The following is a 21,116-nucleotide window of genomic DNA, read 5'->3' as shown; positions in this document are numbered from 1 at the left end:
GCCGGATTCCGCCCCGGCATTACCCTCGGTAGATCATGAACCGCGCCAACCTCCTGTCTCCGAAACAACCGGCATGTCGGGTTGGGGAGCAGGAAACGGGCGCGTTCCGGATCGCCGAGGACCCGTCGGTGGCCTCCTCCGTTCGGCCGATGGTGCGCTGTTCACCTGGTCCGCCTCCTCCGCCGGCCCACCGATGCCGTGGTCCCGGTCCGCGTACCCGGATCGGCCCCCGGGAAGGCCCGACCGCTCGATACGATGCTGACGGTGACGGGGCAGATGGTCGACGAACGGGCCGCCGGAGAGCCCGCCGGCCGCCGAGGCCGGCGGGGGACGGTCGTCATCGCGTGCGCCGTGCTGCTCACCGTGCTCCTCGTCGGGCACCGCGCGGTGCCCAACGTGCAGGGGCTGGGCAGCCTGGTGGACAGCGTCACGCCGCTGCTCGGCGTCGGCGTACCCCTGCTCGGGCTGGCGGCGCTGCTGCGCCGCTCCCGCCGGGCGCTGCTCGCGGTGCTGCTGCCGGCGCTGGCCTGGGCCGCGCTCTACGGCCGGGCGTGGTTGCCACCGGCCGCCGGGGCCGACGGCACCTCGGTGCGGGTGGCGAGCCAGAACCTCCGCGCCGGCAACCCCGACCCGGCCGCCACGGTCGGCGCGCTGACCGTCGGCGCCCCCGACCTGATCGGTCTCCAGGAGGTCGACGACGACGCGCGGGTGGCGCCCGCCCTGGCCGGTCACTACCCGCACCGGACGGCGGTCTCCACCGTCGCGCTCTGGAGCCGCTGGCCGATCCGGGAGGCCCACGGCGTGGACACCGGGCTGGGCTGGGACCGGGCCCTGCGCGCCGTGGTGGCCGCCCCGCAGGGCGACCTGACGGTGTACGTCGTGCACCTGGGCTCGGCCCGCGCCGGGCACACCGCCACCCGCGACGAGACGGTGTCGGCGCTGGCCCGCACGGTCCGCGCCGATCCGGCCGAGCGACTGGTGGTGCTCGGCGACCTGAACACGGCCACCACCGACCGGGCCTTCGCGCCGCTGACCCGGCTGCTCGGCGACGCCCAGGCCGAGGCCGGGCAGGGCTTCGGCTTCACCTGGCCGGCGGAGGTCCCGCTGACCCGCCCGGACCACGTGCTCTATCGGGGGATCACCCCGACCACGGCCGGCGTGGTGCACACCCCGGACACCGACCATCGGGCGGTGACCGCCGGCTTCCGCTGGTGAGACCGCGGATCAGTGTCGGCCGTTCTCGGCCGGGGTGACCGTGAGCCGGTGGCGGCTCGGGTCGCCGCTGGAGAACGGCCAGAGCCGGTCGGCGTACGCGACCAGGTCGGACAACTGCTCCCGGGTGAGCCCGGCCGAGGAGATCTCGGCGTGCACGTCCGCCCGGTAGCGGCCGTCGTCGTCGCGGCCCAGCTTCGCCTCCGCCGTCACCTGCACGGTGTGCGCCTCGTCGGTGATCTCGCCGGCCGCCTCGACCGCCGCGTGGTGCAGACACGAGGCGAACGCGGCGGCCAGGAGCTGCTCCGGCGTCAGGCCGGTGCAGTGCGGCGCCAACGGGGACGCCAGGGCGGAGGAGAGACCGCCGTCGTCGGTGCGTACGTGACCACCCGCCGCGGTCGCCGTGGCCGACTCGGCCAGCCAGGAACTCGGATCCGGCATCGCGTTCCTCCCGTCACTCACCGGCAGGCGTTCCCGGCCCCCGACCGGCGAAACCGCCGCGGGCCCGGGAGTGCGTTCAGCGGATCCGGCCGCTCGTCGCGGCGTCGACGGCCATCGCCTCGGTCGCCTCGGTGGCGGCGCGGCCGGTCCACGGCGACACCTCCGGCATGCGCTGGCGGGGCAGCACCACGGTCATCGGCACGTAGATGCGCGCGTCCACGGCCTCGGCCAGCAGCAGCGCGGCCATCGGGCTGGTCGGGCGCGCGGCCGGATCGGAGTCGAGGCAGCGCTCGCACAGCTCCGCCACCTCGGCCGGCAGCCCGGGGACCTCCGGCAACGGCCGGGGTGGCAGGCGGCGGCGGACGCCGAGCAGCTGGGTGGTGCTGGCGGCCTCGTAGGGCAGCCGGCCGGTCAGGCAGTAGTAGAGCAGCACGCCGAGCGCGTACATGTCGGCGGCCGGGGTGGCCGGTTGCCGGTCGAGCTGCTCCGGAGCCAGGTAGGCCGGGGTGCCCACCACCATCCCCTCCGGCGTGCGGTCGGGCTCGCCGGCCGGGGTGGCGATGCCGAAGTCGAGCACCTTCACGCCGGACGGGGTGAGGATCACGTTCGCCGGCTTCACGTCCCGGTGCACGATGCCGTGCCCGTGCGCGGCGGCCAGCGCGGCGCACACCTCGGCGCAGACCCGCACCGCGATGCGCCAGTCCAGCGGGCCGGCGCGCAGGTGTGCGGCGAGCGTCTCGCCCTCGGCCAGCTCCATCACGATGTACGGGACCGGTCGCCCGTCCGGCAGGGTGGCGGTGCCGAAGTCGTGCACGCTCGCGACGTTCGGGTGCACCAGCCGGGCCGCCGAGCGGGCCTCGGCCTGGATCCGTTCCACCGAGCCGGCGTCGCCGTCGAGCCCGGGCGAGATCACCTTGATCGCGACGGTCCGGTCCAGCACGCGGTCGTGCGCCCGCCAGACCTCGGACATGCCACCCAGCGCGGCTCGCTGTTCGAGCTCGTACCGCCCGCCCAGCGTCCTCATCGACCACTCCTCGCCGTCATCCGGTTCCCCGGGGTTCCGCTACCCCGCGCCCGAGCTGTGCAAACCGCCGGGACCGGGCGGGCGGCCGGGGTAGCTTCGCGAGCGGGAGTGTCGACACCGCAACGGAGGGTGAGCGATGGCGCTGGTGCGGGTGCGGTTCGTCGGCGGGCCGGCCGACGACGTGGTCCGGGACCTGCCGGCCGAGCCGGACGGCGCGCCACCGGCCCGCTGGATCCTGCGCCATCCCGACCGGCCGGCCGGCGACGTGGCGGACCATCTGTACGAACGCGGCGTACGGGCCGGGCCGGACGGCTGGACCATGCGCTTCGTGCGCACGGACCCGTTCGGCGCGACCGAGTGACCCGGCTCAGGCCGGGTGCGGCCCGGTGGTGTCGAGGATGACCGAGGCGACCAGCTCCGGGTCGTCGTGCATCGGCACGTGCCCGCAGCCGGGCAGGTCCAGGTGTCGGGCGGTGGGCAGCCGGGTGCGCGCCAGCGCCGCCTGGCGGTAGGGCAGGATCCGGTCCCGGGTGCCCCAGGCGACCGTCACCGGGACGGTGGGAGCGCCGGCGAACGCGTAGCCCCGGCCGGCCCGGGCGACGGCGCGGAACGCGCGCGCGTCGCGCAACGCACGGGCGTCGGCGAGCGCCACGTCGAGCGCCATCCGGTTCGGCCGGGCCAGGAGCATGCCCATGGCCAGGGCCCGCAGCGCCGGCGCGGCGAACAGGTGCCGTAGCACCGGCTCGGGCAGCCGCGCCGCGTTGCGGTGCAGGGCGAGCACGGTGAGCGCCCAGCGCAGCTCGCGCGGGGTACAGAAGCCGGCCGGTGACAGCGCGGTGGCCGAGGAGACCGCCCCGGCCGCGGCCAGTTCCAGCGCGATGGCCCCGCCGAGGCTGTTGCCGGCCACGTGCGGTCGGTCCAGCCCGAGCGCGGCGAACAGCTCGACCATGCCGCTCACCAGCGCGGGCATGTCCACGGGCAGGCCGGTCGCGGGCACCGGGGACCGGCCGAAGCCGGGCAGGTCGACGGCGATCACGTCGTGGTTCTCGGCGAGCCGGTCGAGCACCGGAAGCCAGGCGCCCCAGTGGTGGCCGATGCCGTGCAGCAGCACCAGCGCCGGCCCGGCGCCGCGCCGCTCGAAGACCACCTCCACCGGCGCGCTCATCGGCGCGACTCCGGGGTGCTCACCCCGAAACCGCGGCCCAGCGCCCGGGCCTGCTCCTCGATCAGCGGCACGGTGACCCGGGCGGTGCGTCCGACCAGCCGGTCGGCCAGCGGGCTGACCAGCACCGACCGGACCGCCTGCACCGCGCCGACGGCGCGCGGCACGTAGACGCGGCGGCTGCGGCGCTCGATCGCCCGCACGAACGCCTCGGCGCACTCGGTGACCGTGGTGGTGCGTCGCATCGGCCAGGGCAGCCGCGCCAGCGCCGACTCGAACGCCGGCAGGTCGGCCCGGGCCTCCCGGACCAGGTCGGTGTCCACCCAGGACGGGTGCGCGGTGCCCACCGCCACCCCGCGGTGCGCCAGCTCCAGCCGGATCGCGGTGCCGAAGTGCTCGACGCCGGCCTTCGAGGCGCAGTAGGCGGCCATCCCGGGCAGTGCGGCGAACGCCGCGGCCGAGGAGACGATGAGCAGGTAGCCGCCGCGGTCGATCAGTGCCGGCACGGTGGCCGCCGCGGTGCGCATCACCCCGATCAGGTTGACCTCCACGGTGCGCGCCAGCGCCTCGACGTCGCCCACGGCGATGGTGCCCCGGTTGGCGACCCCGGCGTTGGCCACCACCGCGTCGATGCCGCCGAGCGCGGCAACCGTGCCGTCGACCGCCGCGCCCAGCGCGGCCTGGTCGGTCACGTCGGCGGCGAACCAGACGTGCCCGGGGCCCAGCTCGGCGGCGAGGGCGGCGAGCCGGTCGGGCTCCAGCCCGACCAGCGAGAGCTTCGCGCCCCGCGCGGCGGCGAGCCGGGCGGTGTGCGCGCCGATGCCCCGGGCCGCCCCGGTCACCAGCACCACCCTGCCGGCCAACCGGCCGGTGGGACCACCGTCGATGGACATGCCGGCAAGTTACCACCGGGTAGCTGTCGGGGAAAGACCCGTACGCGCCGCCGCGACCGCGCACAGCTGGTACACAGGATCGGGACAGCACCGGTTCAGCGGGTGCGCCCACGATGGGAGCATGGTCATGAACGGGCAGGCCGCGCAGGGCCGCATCGAGCTGCGCCGACCGGACGGCGAACCGGTACGGGTGCTGGTGGTCGACGACGAACCGACCCTCACCGACCTGCTCTCGATGGCCCTGCGGTACGAGGGCTGGCAGGTGACCACCGCCGGCAACGGGATGGCGGCGATCACCACGGCCCGGCAGTTCCGCCCGGACGCGGTGGTGCTCGACGTGATGCTGCCCGATCTGGACGGCTTCCAGGTGCTGCGCCGCCTGCGTGAGCAGTCGCCCGAGGTGCCGGTGCTCTTCCTGACCGCCCGCGACGCGGTGGAGCAGCGGATCGCCGGGCTCACCGTCGGCGGCGACGACTACGTCACCAAGCCGTTCAGCCTGGAGGAGGTGATCGCCCGGCTGCGCGCCCTGCTGCGCCGCTCCGGGTTCGCGGTGGCCGCCCGGGAGGAGGCGGTCCTCACCGTCGGCGACCTCAGCCTCGACGAGGACAGCCACGAGGTCCGCCGTGGCGACGACCTGATCACGCTCACCGCCACCGAGTTCGAGCTGCTGCGCTACCTGATGCGCAACCCGCGCCGGGTGCTCAGCAAGGCGCAGATCCTGGACCGGGTCTGGAACTACGACTTCGGCGGCCAGGCCAACGTGGTCGAGCTGTACATCTCGTACCTGCGCAAGAAGATCGACGCCGGTCGGGCGCCCATGATCCACACGCTGCGTGGGGCGGGCTATGTCCTCAAGCCCGCCCCGTGACGCCGGCGGGCGGCTGACGCGCCGGCTGGCCGGCTGGTCGCTGCGCCGCCGCCTGGTGCTCTCCGTGGTGGCGCTGCTCGCGCTGGTCAGCCTGGTCATCGGCGGGTTGACCACGATCGCCCTGCGCCACTTCCTCGTCGGCCAGGTGGACAACCAGCTCACCTTCGGCGACCGCCGCCCGGCCGACTTCGCACGTTGGGCGCGCCCCGACCCGTACCGGCCGGACCAGACGGGACGGCCCGTCCCATCCGCGCCGGAGGGGGCACCGCCGCCACCGGGAGGGTTCCCGCCGGGCTCGATCGCGGTCCGGGTGCCCGCGTCCGGTGCTGCCGCCGGGCAGATCCGGACCGAGAGCGGCAGCGCCGAAGCGGTGTCCACCGCCGACCTGACCGCGCTGGCCGCGTTGCGTCCCGCCGATCGCCCCCGCACGGTAGACGTCGGTGACCGGGGGGACTATCGGGCGATCGCCGTCAACTCCCCGCGGGGCGACGGCGACGTGCTGGTGCTGGCCATCCCGCTCGCCCAGGTCGAGGAGACGGTCATGTGGATGGTGGTGGCGCAGGCCGGGGTGATCGGGGCCGGCCTGGTCGTCGCCGGTGGCCTCGGCGCGCTGATCGTGCGCGGCACGCTCCGCCCGCTGAACCGGGTCGCCGCCACCGCCGCCCGGGTCACCGAGCTGCCGCTGGACCGGGGCGAGGTGGCCCTGTCGGTCCGGGTGCCGGCCGCCGACACCGACCCCCGCACCGAGGTCGGGCAGGTCGGCGGCGCGCTCAACCGGATGCTCGGCCACGTCGCCGCCGCGCTCGCCGCCCGGCAGGCCAGCGAGACCCGGGTACGCCAGTTCGTCGCCGACGCCAGCCACGAGCTGCGCACGCCGCTCGCCGCCATCCGGGGGTACGCCGAGGTGGCCCGGCGCGGCCGGCAGGAGGTGCCGCCGGACGTGGCGCACGCGCTGCGCCGGGTCGAGTCGGAGAGCACCCGGATGACCAGCCTCGTCGACGACCTGCTGCTGCTGGCCCGCCTGGACTCCGGTCGCCCGCTCACCGCCGAGCCGGTCGACCTCACCGCCATGGCGGTGAACGCGGTCAGCGACGCGCACGTGGCCGGCCCGGAGCACCGCTGGCAGCTCGACCTGCCGGACGAGCCGCTCACCGTCACCGGCGACGCGCACCGGCTGCACCAGGTGCTGGCGAACCTGCTCGCCAACGCGCGGGTGCACACCCCGCCCGGCACCACGGTGACCACCCGGCTGGCGGCGGCGGCGGACGGGGTCGAACTCCGGGTCACCGACGACGGGCCGGGCATCCCGGCGGACCTGCAACCGGAGGTGTTCGAGCGGTTCGCCCGGGGCGACAGCTCCCGCTCCCGGGCGCACGGCAGCACCGGCCTGGGCCTGGCCATCGTGGCCGCCGTGGTGGAGGCGCACCACGGTCGGGTCGAGGTGGCCAGCGGGCCCGGCTGTACCGCGTTCACCGTGTGGCTGCCGGGATCCACAGCGTAGGCATAGGCCGCTCACGGGAGCGCGTCAGCGAGCCCTCCGAGGCTTGCCGGCATGGACAGAACCGAGAGGCTGCTGACCGCGTCGACGAACGGCCGGCCCGAGCCGGCAACCGTCGGCCAGCCCGTGCCTGCCAAGGCCGCCGACCAGCCCGAGCCTGCCGCAACCGTCGGCCCGCCCGTGCCCGCCGCAGCCGCCGGCCCGCCCGTGACCGGGCCCGCCGCCGCGCCCGTACCCGAACCGACGTCGACCCCGGCGGACCGGCCGGCGGACGACCCGCGCTGGGCCCGCCCGGCCCTGCTGGGCCTGCTGGCGGCGACCGGGGTGCTCTACCTGTGGGGTCTGGGCGCCTCCGGGTGGGGCAACGCGTTCTACTCGGCGGCCGCCCAGGCCGGGTCGGAGAGCTGGACAGCGTTCTTCTACGGCTCCTCGGACGCGGCCAACTCGATCACCGTGGACAAGACGCCCGCCTCGCTCTGGCTGATGGCGCTCTCGGTGCGCCTCTTCGGGCTGAGCAGCTGGTCGGTCCTGGTGCCGCAGGCGCTGCTCGGCGTCGCGTCGGTCGGCGTCCTGTACGCGACGGTGCGCCGCTGGTACGGCCCGGCGGCCGGCCTGCTCGCCGGCGCGGTCCTGGCGCTGACCCCGGTGGCCACGCTGATGTTCCGGTTCAACAATCCCGACGCGCTGCTGGTGTTCCTGCTGCTGGCGGCCGCGTACGCCACGGTGCGGGCGACCGAGACCGCGAGCACCAGGTGGATCGCGCTGGCCGGCGCGCTGGTCGGCTTCGGCTTCCTCACCAAGATGCTCCAGGCGTTCCTGGTGGTCCCGGTGTTCGCCGGCGTCTACCTGCTGGCCGCGCCGACCGGTCTCGGGCGGCGGATCCGTCAGCTCCTGCTGGCCGGGCTGGCGGTCCTGGTCTCCGCCGGCTGGTGGGTGGCGATCGTGGAGCTGGTGCCGGCGGGCGCCCGCCCGTACATCGGGGGATCGCAGGGCAACAGCATCCTGGAGCTGACCCTCGGTTACAACGGCCTGGGCCGGATCACCGGCGACGAGGTGGGCAGCGTCGGCGGCGGCGGTCGGCCGGGCGGCGGTGGGCCGTTCTCCGGGCAGACCGGCCCGCTGCGGATGTTCGACACCGAGGTCGGTGGGCAGATCTCCTGGCTGCTGCCGGCGGCGCTGATCCTGCTGGTGGCGGGCCTGTGGCTGGCCGGGCGGTCGGCGCGTACCGACCGGCGCCGGGCCGGCCTGCTGCTCTGGGGCGGCTGGCTGCTGGTCACCGGGCTGATCTTCAGCTTCATGTCCGGGATCTTCCACGCCTACTACACCGTCGCGCTGGCCCCGGCCGTCGGCGCGCTGGTCGGCATCGGGGTCACCCAGCTGGGGCGGGCCCGGACCGCCTCCGGCCGGTGGCGCGGGTACGCCGCCACGCTGATCCTGGCCGGCACGCTGGCGGTCACCGCCTGGTGGTCGTGGCGACTGCTCGGCCGCAGCCCCGACTGGCATCCCTGGCTGCGCCCGGCCGTGCTGGCCACCGGCCTGACCACCGCCGTCCTCCTGGCGCTCCTCGACGCCCCGGCGGCCAAGGGGTTCGCGTCGCGCCGGGCGGCCCAGGGTGACGCGAACTCCTTGCCCGACCCGTCGCGGGGCCCGAGGTGGGCGCGGTGGGCGTCGGCGGGGGTGCTGGCGCTCGGGCTCGGCGCGGGGCTGGGCGGGCCGGCGGCGTACGCGGTGCAGACGGCGGCCACCCCGCACACCGGCTCGATCCCGAGTGCCGGCCCGTTCGTCGCGGGCGGCTTCGGGCGGGGCGGCTTCCCGGGTGCTCGGATGCCGGGTGGCGCGGAGTTCCCCGGGGGCGGGTTCCCGGGCTTCCCGGGCGGCACCGGCTCGGTCCCGGGCGGCTCGAATGCCGGCCGGAACGGCGCGTTCCCGGGTTTCCCGGGCGGCCGGCCGCCGGGCCTCCCCAGCGGCCCGGACGGCGGCACCGGCCCGGACGGCGGCATCGCGCAGAACGGCGGCACCGGGCGCGGGCAGCGCGGTGGCGGCATGGGCGGGCTGCTCGACTCCCGCGAGCCGAGCGCCGAGATGACCGCGCTGCTCAAGGCCGACGCGGACGACTACACCTGGGTCGCGGCCACGGTCGGCTCGAACAACGCCTCCGGCTACCAGCTCGCCACCGGCGAGCCGGTGATGCCGATCGGCGGTTTCAACGGCAGCGACCCGTCGCCGACGCTCGTGCAGTTCCAGCGGTACGTGGCGGACGGGCGGATCCACTGGTTCCTCGGCGGGGGCGGCTTCCGGGCCGACGGCGGCAGCAGCGCGTCGGCCGAGATCGCCGCGTGGGTCGCCGAGACCTTCACCGCGACCACCGTCGACGGGGTGACCGTGTACGACCTGAGCAGCGGAAAGCAGGGCTGAGCGATGACGCTGACGCCGGAGCCCCGGGCCGCGGTGCGGGCCCGCCCCACCGCCGAGGGCGCCGTGCTGGACGTGGTGGTCCCGGTCTACAACGAGGAGGTCGACCTCGGCCCCTGCGTCCGGCGGCTGCACGCGTACCTGGGCGCGCAGTTCCCGTACCCGTTCCGGATCACCGTGGCCGACAACGCCAGCACCGACGGCACCCTGGCGGTGGCCGAGGCGCTCGCCGCCGAGCTGCCCGAGGTGGCGGTGCTGCACCTGGCGGAGAAGGGGCGCGGACGGGCGCTGCGGGCCGCCTGGTCCGCCTCGCCGGCGCCGGTGCTCGCGTACCTGGACGTGGACCTCTCCACCGACCTGGCCGCGCTGCCCCCGCTGGTCGCCCCGCTGCTGTCCGGGCACTCCGACCTGGCCATCGGCACCCGGCTGGCGCGCACCAGCCGGGTGGTCCGCGGCGCCAAGCGGGAGGTGATCTCCCGGGGGTACAACCTGCTGCTGCGCGGCACGCTCGCGGTGCGCTTCTCGGACGCGCAGTGCGGGTTCAAGGCGATCCGCGCCGACGTGGCGGCCGAGCTGCTGCCGCTGGTGCAGGACACCGGCTGGTTCTTCGACACCGAGCTGCTGGTGCTGGCCCAGCGGGCCGGGCTGCGGATCCACGAGGTGCCGGTGGACTGGGTGGACGACCCGGACAGCCGGGTCGACGTGCTCGCCACCGCCCTGGCCGACCTGCGCGGCATCGGGCGGCTGGGCCGGGCGCTGGTCACCGGCGCGCTGCCGCTGGCCCGGCTGCGCGCCCAGCTCGGCCGGGGACCGCTGCCGGTGCCGCCGGCGCCGGTGCCGGTCGGGCTGCCCCGCCAGCTCGTCCGGTTCGCCGCGGTGGGGATGGCCAGCACCCTCGCGTACCTGCTGCTCTTCCTGGCGGCCCGCGGGCCGCTCGGCGCGCAGCCGGCGAACCTGCTGGCGTTGCTGCTGACCGCGGTGGCCAACACGGCGGCGAACCGGCGGCTCACCTTCGGGGTGACCGGCCGTCGGCACGCCGGGCGGCACCACCTTCAGGGGCTGCTCGCGTTCGCCCTCGGCCTGGCCCTGACCAGCGGTTCCCTGGCGGTCCTGCACGCGCTCACCGCCCCGCCGCGCGTGGTCGAGCTGGCCGTCCTGGTGTCGGCCAACCTGGCCGCCACCGCGCTGCGTTTCCTCCTGCTCCGCCTGGCCATGCACCACCGCCCCTGAGCCCGCCGGGGAGGTGGCAGGGTGGGTGGGGTGTACCGGGAGCGGGAGGCGGTGGGGATCCGCGGGGGCGTGCGGTGGGTGAGCGTCTCGGCGGGCGACGGGCCGGTGCGGGTGCTGCCGGACGGGTGCCTGGATCTGCTCTGGTCCAGCCGGGCCGGGTTGCTGGTGGCCGGGCCGGACCGCGTCGCGCAGGTGGGCCGGTCGGTGCCGGGGGAGCGGTGGATCGGGTTGCGGCTGCCGCCGGGCGTCGGGCCGGCCGTGTTCGGGGTGCCCGCCGAGGAGCTGCGGGACCGGCGTGTGCCGCTGGCCGACCTCTGGGGCCGCGCCGCCGCCGACCTGGCCGAGCGGGTCGAGGCGGCGGCCGGCCCGGCCGGGTCGCCGACCGACTGGTCGGCCGCCGGCGCGACCCTCCTGGAGGAGGTGGCGCGGGCGCGGCTGCGCGCCGCCGGCGGGCCCGACCCGCTCGGCGCGCGGGTGGCCGCCCGGCTGGCCGCCGGGGCGACGGTCGCCGCGACCGCCGCCGAGGTCGGCCTCGGGGCGCGAGCCCTGCACCGGCGCAGCCGGCTCCTCTTCGGGTACGGACCGAAGACGCTCGCCCGCATCCTGCGCATGCGCCGCGCCCTCGACCTGGCCCGGGGCGGCGTTCCGCTCGCCGAGGTCGCGGCGCGCACCGGGTACGCCGACCAGGCCCACCTCACCCGCGACGTGCGCGAGCTGGCCGGGGTGCCCCCGACCCGGCTGCTCACCCCGTCCGTCGGCTGACCGGGTCAGCCGGCGGGCAGCGGCGCGAACAGGTCCACGCCGTTGCCGTCCGGGTCGTGCAGCACCGCGTACCGCTGCCCCCAGAAGGCGTCCCACGGGGGCAGCTCCCCGTGGTGACCGGCGGCGGTCAACTCGGCGTACCAGCGGTCCACCTCCGCCGGGTCGGCGCAGCGGAAGGCGAGGCTCATCCGCGAGTTGCCGCCGCTCGGGTCGAAACCGGGGTGGAAGCTGCGGATGGTCTCCACGGTGTCCCAGGCCAGCCGTACGCCGCCGGGCAGGGCGACCTCCACGTGCGGTTCCGTCTCGGCGCCGGGTGGGATCGGCAGCCCCAGGCGGCGGTAGAAGTCGAGGGTGCGGGCCATGTCGGTGACGACCGTCCCGACGAGATCGAACTGCGGTGTCATGCCGGCCACGGTAGGCGCGTCCGGACCGGTCCGTCTTGAACGGATCGGACGGAGGGGAGTGCCCGGTGTGCCCGCGCGGTGTCCGGTCGACAGCGTACGGTAGGGGACGAGTCCGGCTTTGAGGAGCAAAGCTCGCATACCGGACCGCGCTTCGATGACCGGCGAAGGAAGGGAAAGCAGCCGTGACGCACCTGGCCTACCTGGACGCGGGATCCGGCAGTCTCATCGTGCAGGCGGTGGTCGGCGGGGTGGCCGGAGTGGCCGTGGCCGCCAAGCTCTACTGGCGCCGACTGGTGAGCCGGTTCCGTCGCCAGCCCACCGACCAGGGCTGACGGCGTGACGGTCCCCGACACCGGCGCCCGCGTCGAACCCGGCTCCTTCCGCGACCCCGGCAACCGGGTCTTCCACCGCGGTCAGGAGGTGCTGCGCGGGCTCGACGAACGCTCCGCCCGCGACTGGCGCGCGCTGGCCGCCAGCGACCTCTTCCGCGACCTCACCGCCGCCGGGCACCTGGTCGGCACCGAGGAGCTGACCCCGACGCCGGTCGACGCGCCCTGGGCCGCGGTGCTGCGACACGACCGCATCCCGTTCGTCTCGCACCCGTACGAGTGGTCGTACGCGATGCTGCGCGACGCGGCGCTGCTGCACCTGGACCTGCTGCGCGCCGCGCTGGAGGCCGGCTTCACCACCAAGGACGGCTCCGCCTACAACGTGCAGTGGCACGGCGCGCGCCCGGTGTTCATCGACGTCGGCTCGTTCGAGGCGCTGCGCGAGGGCGAACCCTGGGCCGGCTATCGGCAGTTCTGCCAGACGTTTCTCTATCCGCTGCTGATCCAGGCCCACCTCGGGCTGGACTTCCAGCCGTTCCTGCGGGCCCGCGTCGACGGCGTCGAGGCGGACCAGATGCGGCGGCTCTTCGCCGGCACCCGCCGCTGGCACGCCGGCGTGCCCACCCACGTGCACCTGCACGGCGCCATGCAGGCCCGCAACGCCGGATCCAGCACCAGCGACGTCCGCGCCCAACTGCGCGCCGCCGGGTTCTCCCGCGAACTGGCGCTGGCGACCGTACGCGGGCTGACCCGGCTGGTGCGCCGCCTCGACCACCGGCCCGGCGTCAGCCACTGGTCGGACTACCAGCGCACCTGCGCCTACTCGGTGCCGGACCGGCAGGCCAAGGAGGCCTTCGTCGAGCGGGCGACGGCCGCCGTCGGCCCCGGCACCGCGCTGGACCTGGGCGCCAACGACGGCCGGTACGCCCGCATCGCGGCCCGGCACGCCGCGCACGTGGTCGCCGTCGAGCAGGACCCGGCCGTGGTCGACACGCTCTACCGCACCCTGCGCGACGAGGGGGAGCGGCGGATCCTGCCCCTCGTCATGGACCTGGCCGACCCGTCGCCCGGCGGCGGCTGGCGGGGCGTCGAACGGGCCGCGTTCGCCGACCGGGCGCGCGCCGACGTGGTGCTCGCCCTGGCCGTCGTGCACCACCTGGCGATCGGCCGGAACGTGCCGCTGCCCGAGGTGCTCGACCAGCTCGCCGCATTCACCGAGCCCGGCGGCAGCCTGGTGGTGGAGTTCGTCCACCCGGACGACCCGATGGCCCGCCGGTTGCTCGCCAACAAGCCCGACGGCCTCTTCCCCGACTACCGGCGGGACGCGTTCGAGGCGCTGCTGGCCCGGCGCGGCCGGGTGGTGGCCCGCGCCGAGCTGCCGTCCGGCACCCGCACGCTCTACCAGGTGGTGGTGGGTGGCTGAGGAGACCCTCGCGCCGCCCCGGGAACAGCCGGCCCACACCGACGCGCCCCGACGGCGTGCCCCCTGGCGGGCCGAGGCGGCCCGGCTGGCGGAGGTGGTGGCGCTGGTCGGCCTGGTGGTCACCCAGCCGCTGCTGGACGTGCTCGGCCGCAGCCCCGACTTCTTCCTGTTCCACCGGGCCTCCCGGGGCGACGTGCTGCTGCTGGTCGCCCTGATCGCGCTGGCGCCCACGCTGCCGTTCGCGGCGCTCGGCGCGCTGGCCCTGCTCGGCGGCCGGACCACCCGCGGCGCGGTGCACACCGTGCTGGTCGGGCTGCTGCTCGCCGCGCTGGCGGTCCAGGTCGGCCGGCACCTCACGCCGCTTCGGGGCGTACCGCTGCTGCTGGTGGCCGGCGTGGCGGGCGCCGGCGCGGCGGCCGCGCACCGGCGGTGGCGGGCGCTGCGGCGGGTGCTGCGGGTCGCGGCGGTCGGTCCGGCGGTCTTCGTCGGGCTGTTCCTGTTCGCGTCGCCGGCCTCGGCGGTGGTGCTGCCCCGCGGCGACGGCGGCGCTGCCGGCGTCGCCGGGGCGGGCGCGCACCCGCCGGTCGTCATGATCGTGCTGGACGAGCTGCCGCTGGTGTCCCTGCTCGGCCCGGACGGGCGGATCGACGCCACCCGCTACCCGAACTTCGCCGCGCTGGCCGCCGGCTCGACCTGGTACCGCAACGCCACCGGGGTCAGCGGCTGGACGCCCTACGCGCTGCCGGCCATGCTCAGTGGCCGCTACCCGGAGCGGGCCGTGGCGCCGCACTACTCGCAGTACCCGGACAACCTGTTCACCGCGCTCGGTGGCCTCTACCAGATCAAGGCCGAGGAGAGCATCACCCGGCTCTGCCCGCCCAGCCGCTGTGAGCAGGCGGCCAGCCCGCAGCAGGGGATCGGTGTGCTGACCCGGGAGAGCGGCAAGCTGCTGCGCCAGCTCGCCGCGCCGGTGGACAGCCGGGTCGACCCGGAGGACTCCTACCGCGAGCAGACCGCCGCCGAGGCCGGGCTGGACGCCGCCGAGCCGGTGCCCGACGACCCCAAGTTCCGCTGGGACACCCTCGACGACAACCAGCCCGCCCGGTTCACCTCGTTCCTCGCCGGGCTGCGCCCCGCCGCCCGGCCCACGCTGCACTTCCTGCACCTGCTGATGCCGCACTCGCCGTGGGCGTACCTGCCGTCGGGGGCGCACTACGACGCGCCGGAGGACCTGCCCAACGACGGCGCCGGCTGGGTGGACCTGGCCCGCGCCCGGCACCTGGCCCAGCTCGGCTACACCGACCGGCTGATCGGCGAGACGCTGCGTACGCTGCGCGCCACCGGCCTCTACGACAAGGCGCTCGTCCTGGTCACCGCCGACCACGGGGTGAGCTTCCGCCAGGACTGGCAGGGGCGGGGGATGGGCGCCATCGAGCACGCCGCCGACCAGGTGGCCTGGGTGCCGATGTTCGTCAAGGAGCCCGGCCAGCGCGCCGGCCGGACGGACGACCGCAACTGGGAGCACGTCGACCTGCTGCCCACGATCGCCGACGAGACCCATGTGCGGGTGCCGTGGCGGATGGACGGCGTCTCGGCGAAGGTCGCCCCGCGCGGGCGGACCGACAAGCGCTTCTACGACCGGCCCGGGCAGCCGGTGACGATCACCGGCGGGGTGCCCGCACCGGTCCCGCTGCCCGCCGCCGACCCACTGGTCGGCAAACGGGTCGGCGTCGTCCCGGCCGGCGGCGCCGCCACGGTGGCGAACCGGTCCGCGTTCGACGCGGTCGACCCGGAACGTGGGCTCCCGGCGCTGGTCTGGGGCACCGTGCCCGACACCGTGCCGGACGGCGCCCGGCTCGCGGTCGCGGTCAACGGCACGGTCGGCGCGGTGGTGCCGGTGGTGCCGCCCGACGCAGGCGGGCGACGGTTCGCCGCGTTCCTCGCCGACGACCGGCTCTTCGCCGCCGGCGCCAACCGTCTCGACCTCTACCGGGTCGACGGTGGGGCGCTGCGACGCCTCGACCTGTCCTGATCCGCGCTCCCGGCCGGTTTCCGACCCAGCAAGTCGGGAATGAGGTGACGCATACCTCACCCCCAAACCATGCCGAGCGTTGTCCACCGCACCGTGATTACGGTAGAAGCGAAGGCAATTCAACGAAGATCTTGCCGGCGAAGCGAGGAACAGATGACGGAAGTCAAGCTCGACCACCCCGGTGGACAGCTGTCGATGCCGGTGCAGTCCGCGGTCGAGGGCCCCGCCGGGATCGGCGTGAGCAAGCTGCTCAAGGAAACCGGGATGACCACGTACGACCCCGGTTTCGTCAACACCGCGTCCTGCTCGTCCGCGATCACCTACATCGACGGTGACGCGGGCATCCTGCGGTACCGCGGCTACCCCATCGACCAGCTGGCCGAGAAGTCCTCTTTCCTGGAGGTCTCCTACCTGCTGATCTACGGCGAGCTGCCGACCCAGACGCAGCTCACCGAGTTCAGCGAGCGGATCCGGCGGCACTCGCTGCTGCACGAGGAGATGCGCCGCTTCTTCGACGGCTTCCCCCGTGAGGCGCACCCGATGGCCGTGCTCTCCTCGGCCGTCAGCGCCATCTCGACCTTCTACCAGGACAGCCTGGACCCGTTCGACTCCGAGCACGTGGAGATGTCCACGGTGCGGCTGATGGCGAAGGTCCCCACCATCGCCTCGTACGCGTACAAGAAGTCGATCGGCCAGCCGCTGCTCTACCCGGACAACTCGCTCGGCTACGTCGAGAACTTCCTGCGGATGACCTTCGGCGTCCCCGCCGAGCAGTACGAGGTCGACCCGGTGGTCGCCCGGGTGCTGGACATGCTGTTCGTCCTGCACGCCGATCACGAGCAGAACTGCTCCACCTCGACCGTGCGGCTGGTCGGCTCCAGCAACGCCAACCTGTTCGCCTCGGTCTCGGCCGGCGTGAACGCGCTGTTCGGCCCGCTGCACGGCGGCGCCAACCAGGCCGTGCTGGAGATGCTCCAGAAGATCCAGGCCGACGGCGGCGACGTGGCGTCCTTCGTGCGGAAGGTGAAGGACAAGCAGGACGGCGTGAAGCTGATGGGCTTCGGCCACCGGGTCTACAAGAACTACGACCCGCGCGCCGCGATCGTGAAGAAGGCCGCCCAGGACGTGCTCGGCCGGATGGCCAAGCCGGACCCGCTGCTGGACCTCGCGATGCAGCTCGAGGAGATCGCGCTGGCCGACGACTTCTTCGTCTCCCGGCGGCTCTACCCGAACGTGGACTTCTACACCGGCCTGATCTACAAGGCCATGGGCTTCCCGACCAAGATGTTCACGGTGCTGTTCGCGCTGGGCCGGCTTCCGGGCTGGATCGCCCAGTGGCGCGAGATGATCAACGACCCGGAGACGAAGATCGGCCGCCCGCGGCAGATCTACACCGGCGCCCCCGAGCGCGACTACGTCCCCGCCCCCAACCGCTGAGGTGTGTAAGGAGGGGCCCCCTGTTAACGCCTCAGGTATAGGCGGGGCCCCTTCTTAACAACGGCGCGACGCGAAGGCCGCCGACCCGATCGGGTCGGCGGCCTTCTGCGTGCTCCGGAGCGCGGAACGTTAAGAGGGGGCCCCTGCTATGCCTGAGGCGTTAACAGGGGGCCCCGCCTTTCACCTCAGGCCGGCGGCGGTGAGGAGGTTGCCGGCGGGCAGGGCGGGCAGCGCGCTGCCAACCGCCATCCGCTGCTCGGTGCGGGCGGCGGTGAACGCCGGGTCGCCGGCGATGGCGGCGGCGTACGCGGCGGCCGTGCGGGACGCGATGGCGCTCCAGCCGTACTTCTCGTGCACCATGGCGCGGGCCCGGCGGGCCATGGCGCGGGCCCGGTCGGTGTCGGCGAGCACCGCGTGCACCGCCTCGGCGAGCCCGTCCGGGTCGTGCGGCGCGAACGTCATCCCGGTCGCGCCCGGCTCGACGATCTCGGCCAGCCCGCCGGTACGCGACACCGCCAGCGGCGCGCCCGCGGCGGCCCCCTCCAGCGCGACCATGCCGAACGGCTCGTAGATGCTGGGCACCGCGAAGCAGTCCGAGGCGGCCATCACGGCGGGCAGGTCGGTGCCGCCGAGGAACCCGGGCATGCTGACCGTGTCGCCCAGCCCGAGCCGGTGCACCTCGGTCTCCAGTTCGGCCCGGTACGGCCCGTCGCCGACGATCACCGCGCGCAGCCCGGGGTGCCGCTCGCGCAGCCGGGGCAGGGCGGCCAGCAGGTGCTGCACGCCCTTCTCGTAGACGAGGCGGCCGGCGAACGTGACGAGCGGGCCGCCGGCGGCGAAGCGGGTCCGGGCGGCGGCGACCGCCGAGGCGGGCACCCGCCAGCGGTGCGGCTCGACGCCGTTGGGGACCACGTCGACCCGGGAGCGGTCCACGCCGAACAGCGCGCCGACCTCGTCGCGCATGTAGCCGGAGCAGACGATGACCCGGCCGGACTCGCCGGCCAGCCAGTGCTCGACGCCGTGGATGGTGCGGTTCATCTCCTCCGGCAGCCAGCCCTGGTGCCGGCCGGCCTCGGTGGCGTGGACGGTGGTCACCAGCGGCACGTCCAGGTGCTCCCGCAACGTCATCGCGGTGTGCGCGACCAGCCAGTCGTGGGCGTGGATGACGTCGTACGAGCCGGTCTGGGCGGCGCGCAGCGCGGCCCGGGTGAGCGTGTGGTTGAACGCCATGGTCCAGGCCAGCAGCGAGCCGGTGGCGAGCGGGAAGGTGACCGGGTCCTCGGCGGCGCGGACGATCCGCACGCCGTCGGCGTACTCCTCCAGCGGCGCGCCCTCGGCGTGCCGGGTGACGACGGTGACCTCGTGCCCGGCGGCGGCCAGCGCGACGGAGAGCGCGTGCACGTGGCGGCCCAGACCACCGACGAGCACCGGCGGGTACTCCCACGACAGCATCAGGATGCGCCGGCTGCGCGGCGCGGCGCCGGGCTGCGCCGGCGGCGTCGGCCGGGAGGTGAGGGTGGGCCGGTGGAGCCGGTCCGTCGCGGTGGCGGTCTGCGCGCCGACCCGCAGAGAGGTCACGTCGATCTCCGTCCATGCATGGGGGGACACGCCGGCATCGGTGGCGGCGGGAAGCAGCGGTGAGGGTGGCCGAACGGCCGGGGCGGACCCACGCGGGCGCGCGTCCGCGCTCCAGGAAAGTGCATCGGGCGCTCCGGCGCACCCTGAAAAGGACGATCGTGACGGACGACACCCGTGCTTTCGGGTTACCGTCCGAACGGGTGGATTGGTGGCCGGTACGGCGGGGCATGAACCGCGTGCGCGTCGGCCGCCCGTCCGGTGCGCTCATGATCATGGGCCGAAGGAGCGACATGCAGGTCTGGCCGGGCGACAGCTACCCCCTCGGCGCCACCTACGACGGGATGGGCACCAATTTCGCGATCTTCTCCGAGGTGGCGGAGAAGGTCGAGCTCTGCCTCTTCGACGAGTGGGACATCGGCACCGAGCGCCGGGTGGAGCTGCGCGAGGTCGACGCGTACGTCTGGCACGCCTACATCCCCGGCGTGGAGCCGGGCCAGCGCTACGGCTTCCGGGTGCACGGCCCGTGGGACCCGGCCAACGGGGTGCGGTGCAACCCGCACAAGCTGCTGCTCGACCCGTACGCGAAGGCGGTCGACGGCGAGGTCTCCTGGGACCCGGCGGTCTACGACTACGAGGTGGGCGGCGACCCGGACCGGATGAACACCGCCGACTCGGCGCCGCACATGCCGAAGTCGGTGGTGGTGAACCCGTACTTCGACTGGGGCAACGACAAGCCGCCGCGCACGCCCTACCACCACTCGGTGATCTACGAGGCGCACGTGCGCGGGCTGACCATGCGGCACCCGGACATCCCGGAGGAGCTGCGTGGCACGTACGCGGGGATCGCCTCGCCGGTGATGATCGAGCACTTCCAGCGGCTCGGGGTGACCGCTGTCGAGCTGATGCCGGTGCACGAGTTCGTGCACGACCACCGCCTGGTCGACCTGGGGCTGCGCAACTACTGGGGCTACAACACGATCGGCTTCTTCGCCCCGCACCACGGCTACTCCGCGCTGGGCCGCCTCGGCCAGCAGGTGCAGGAGTTCCGGGGCATGGTCAAGGCGCTGCACGCCGCCGGCATCGAGGTCATCCTCGACGTGGTCTACAACCACACCGCCGAGGGCAACCACCTCGGCCCGTCGCTGAGCTTCAAGGGCATCGACACGCCGAGCTACTACCGGCTGTCGGAGGAGGATCGGCGCTACTTCGTCGACTACACCGGCACCGGCAACAGCCTGAACGTGCGCAGCCCGCACTCGCTGCAACTGATCATGGATTCGCTGCGCTACTGGGTCACCGAGATGCACGTCGACGGCTTCCGCTTCGACCTGGCCGCCACGCTGGCCCGCGAGTTCTACGAGGTGGACCGCCTCTCCACGTTCTTCGAGGTGGTGCAGCAGGACCCGGTGGTCGGCCGGGTCAAGCTGATCGCCGAACCGTGGGACATCGGCCCCGGCGGCTACCAGGTGGGCAACTTCCCGCCGCAGTGGACCGAGTGGAACGGGAAATACCGCGACACCGTCCGCGACTTCTGGCGCGGTGAGCCGGCCACGCTCGCCGAGTTCGCGTCCCGCATCTCCGGCTCCGCCGACCTCTACCAGGACGACGGCCGCCGCCCGTTCCACAGCATCAACTTCGTCACCTGCCACGACGGCTTCACGCTCACCGACCTGGTCTCCTACAACGACAAGCACAACGAGGCCAACGGCGAGGAGAACCGGGACGGGGAGAGCCACAACCGCTCCTGGAACTGCGGCGTCGAGGGCGACACCGACGACGCGGGCGTGCGGGCGCTGCGGGCCCGGCAGCGGCGCAACTTCCTGGCCACGCTGATCCTGTCCCAGGGCGTGCCGATGCTCGGGCACGGCGACGAGCTGGGCCGCACCCAGCGCGGCAACAACAACGCCTACTGCCAGGACAGCGAACTGGCCTGGGTGGACTGGGAACGCGCCGACGACGAGCTGCTCGCCTTCGTGCGGCGGCTCACCGACTTCCGCAACCGGCACCAGGTGTTCCGCCGCCGGCGGTTCTTCACCGGGCTGCCGGTCGGTGGCCGGGCCGCCGGCTCCGGCCTGCCCGACCTGGCCTGGTACACCCCGGACGGCCGGGAGATGACCGGCGAGGACTGGGGCAACGACTTCGGCCGCTCGGTGGCCCTGTTCGTCAACGGCGACGGCATCCCGGAACGCGGCCAGTACGGCCAACGCCACCGGGACAGCTCCTTCCTGCTGCTGTTCAACGCGCACGACGCGCCGCTGGACTTCACGCTGCCCGGCGAGGAGTTCGGCCCGCAGTGGGAGCTGGTGATCAGCACCGCGGAACCGGATCCGGAGAAGACGACAGTGGTGGAGGCGGGGGGCACGGTCTGCGTACCGGACCGCTCGCTGCTGGTCCTGGAGAGGACGCCCTGA

General features: G+C 74.6%; 18 protein-coding genes. 12 read left to right on the top strand and 6 right to left on the bottom strand.

Features of this window, described 5'->3' with window-relative positions:
- Window positions 1-264: 264 nt before the first annotated feature.
- On the top strand, window positions 265-1,215 hold the full coding sequence (locus tag O7598_RS16440) for an endonuclease/exonuclease/phosphatase family protein (protein ID WP_269692208.1): 951 nt from the start codon (window positions 265-267) through the stop codon (window positions 1,213-1,215).
- A gap of 9 nt (window positions 1,216-1,224) precedes the next feature.
- Here O7598_RS16440 and O7598_RS16435 read toward each other — a convergent pair whose 3' ends face one another.
- A complete protein-coding gene (locus tag O7598_RS16435) occupies window positions 1,225-1,653 on the bottom strand; it encodes an OsmC family protein (RefSeq protein WP_091058427.1) in 429 nt (142 codons plus the stop codon).
- Between the two features lie 76 nt (window positions 1,654-1,729).
- On the bottom strand, window positions 1,730-2,677 hold the full coding sequence (locus tag O7598_RS16430) for a serine/threonine-protein kinase (RefSeq protein WP_269692207.1): 948 nt from the start codon (window positions 2,675-2,677) through the stop codon (window positions 1,730-1,732).
- Between the two features lie 136 nt (window positions 2,678-2,813).
- Between O7598_RS16430 and O7598_RS16425 the strand changes: the two genes are divergently transcribed.
- Complete coding sequence (locus O7598_RS16425) at window positions 2,814-3,038, top strand: hypothetical protein (protein WP_269692206.1); 225 nt, start codon at window positions 2,814-2,816, stop codon at window positions 3,036-3,038.
- A gap of 6 nt (window positions 3,039-3,044) precedes the next feature.
- Here the strand turns inward: O7598_RS16425 and O7598_RS16420 are convergent, their stop codons facing one another.
- Window positions 3,045-3,842 carry an alpha/beta fold hydrolase gene (locus O7598_RS16420; protein ID WP_269692205.1) on the bottom strand — a complete coding sequence of 266 codons (798 nt, stop codon included), beginning with the start codon at window positions 3,840-3,842 and terminating at the stop codon, window positions 3,045-3,047.
- Window positions 3,839-4,732: an SDR family oxidoreductase gene (locus tag O7598_RS16415; RefSeq protein WP_269692204.1), complete on the bottom strand. Its 894-nt coding sequence runs from the start codon at window positions 4,730-4,732 to the stop codon at window positions 3,839-3,841. Before O7598_RS16415 ends, O7598_RS16420 begins: the two co-directional genes overlap by 4 nt.
- A gap of 127 nt (window positions 4,733-4,859) precedes the next feature.
- Here O7598_RS16415 and O7598_RS16410 point away from each other — a divergent pair, with 127 nt between their 5' ends.
- The 5 genes from O7598_RS16410 to O7598_RS16390 are packed head-to-tail and all read left to right on the top strand — an operon-like array spanning window position 4,860 to window position 11,502.
- Window positions 4,860-5,600 (top strand): response regulator transcription factor, encoded by a 741-nt coding sequence (locus O7598_RS16410; RefSeq protein WP_269694890.1) that lies wholly within the window; start codon window positions 4,860-4,862, stop codon window positions 5,598-5,600.
- Entirely contained in the window at window positions 5,578-7,101 is a 1,524-nt protein-coding gene (locus O7598_RS16405) for a sensor histidine kinase (protein WP_269692203.1), read from the top strand. Before O7598_RS16410 ends, O7598_RS16405 begins: the two co-directional genes overlap by 23 nt.
- Window positions 7,102-7,152: 51 nt before the next feature.
- Window positions 7,153-9,513, top strand: coding sequence for an ArnT family glycosyltransferase (locus O7598_RS16400; protein WP_269692202.1), 2,361 nt, complete (start codon window positions 7,153-7,155; stop codon window positions 9,511-9,513).
- Window positions 9,514-9,516: 3 nt separating this feature from the next.
- Complete coding sequence (locus O7598_RS16395) at window positions 9,517-10,740, top strand: dolichyl-phosphate beta-glucosyltransferase (protein WP_269692201.1); 1,224 nt, start codon at window positions 9,517-9,519, stop codon at window positions 10,738-10,740.
- A gap of 30 nt (window positions 10,741-10,770) precedes the next feature.
- Window positions 10,771-11,502 (top strand): helix-turn-helix transcriptional regulator, encoded by a 732-nt coding sequence (locus O7598_RS16390; RefSeq protein ID WP_269694889.1) that lies wholly within the window; start codon window positions 10,771-10,773, stop codon window positions 11,500-11,502.
- Window positions 11,503-11,507: 5 nt separating this feature from the next.
- Here O7598_RS16390 and O7598_RS16385 read toward each other — a convergent pair whose 3' ends face one another.
- The gene (locus O7598_RS16385; RefSeq protein ID WP_091058629.1) at window positions 11,508-11,906 is read right to left on the bottom strand and encodes a VOC family protein; all 399 of its coding nucleotides are present in this window, start codon (window positions 11,904-11,906) and stop codon (window positions 11,508-11,510) included.
- A 182-nt stretch (window positions 11,907-12,088) separates the two neighbouring features.
- On the opposite strand from O7598_RS16385, the gene O7598_RS16380 reads away from it, so the two are divergent.
- The 4 genes from O7598_RS16380 to O7598_RS16365 all read left to right on the top strand — a co-directional run bounded on the left by O7598_RS16380 (window position 12,089) and on the right by O7598_RS16365 (window position 17,127).
- Entirely contained in the window at window positions 12,089-12,238 is a 150-nt protein-coding gene (locus O7598_RS16380; RefSeq protein ID WP_172967795.1) for a hypothetical protein, read from the top strand.
- Between the two features lie 4 nt (window positions 12,239-12,242).
- Window positions 12,243-13,658 (top strand): methyltransferase domain-containing protein, encoded by a 1,416-nt coding sequence (locus O7598_RS16375; RefSeq protein ID WP_269692200.1) that lies wholly within the window; start codon window positions 12,243-12,245, stop codon window positions 13,656-13,658.
- Window positions 13,651-15,690 carry a sulfatase-like hydrolase/transferase gene (locus tag O7598_RS16370; RefSeq protein WP_269692199.1) on the top strand — a complete coding sequence of 680 codons (2,040 nt, stop codon included), beginning with the start codon at window positions 13,651-13,653 and terminating at the stop codon, window positions 15,688-15,690. Before O7598_RS16375 ends, O7598_RS16370 begins: the two co-directional genes overlap by 8 nt.
- 153 nt (window positions 15,691-15,843) lie before the next feature.
- Complete coding sequence (locus tag O7598_RS16365) at window positions 15,844-17,127, top strand: citrate synthase (RefSeq protein WP_269692198.1); 1,284 nt, start codon at window positions 15,844-15,846, stop codon at window positions 17,125-17,127.
- A gap of 180 nt (window positions 17,128-17,307) precedes the next feature.
- Here the strand turns inward: O7598_RS16365 and O7598_RS16360 are convergent, their stop codons facing one another.
- Window positions 17,308-18,705, bottom strand: coding sequence for a glycosyltransferase family 4 protein (locus O7598_RS16360; protein WP_269692197.1), 1,398 nt, complete (start codon window positions 18,703-18,705; stop codon window positions 17,308-17,310).
- A 290-nt stretch (window positions 18,706-18,995) separates the two neighbouring features.
- Here O7598_RS16360 and glgX point away from each other — a divergent pair, with 290 nt between their 5' ends.
- Complete coding sequence (gene glgX, locus O7598_RS16355) at window positions 18,996-21,116, top strand: glycogen debranching protein GlgX (protein ID WP_269692196.1); 2,121 nt, start codon at window positions 18,996-18,998, stop codon at window positions 21,114-21,116.

This window comes from Micromonospora sp. WMMC241 (assembly GCF_027460165.1).
In the GTDB taxonomy this organism is placed as follows: Bacteria; Actinomycetota; Actinomycetes; order Mycobacteriales; family Micromonosporaceae; genus Micromonospora; species Micromonospora humi.
This window is presented reverse-complemented; position numbering and strand designations above follow the sequence as displayed.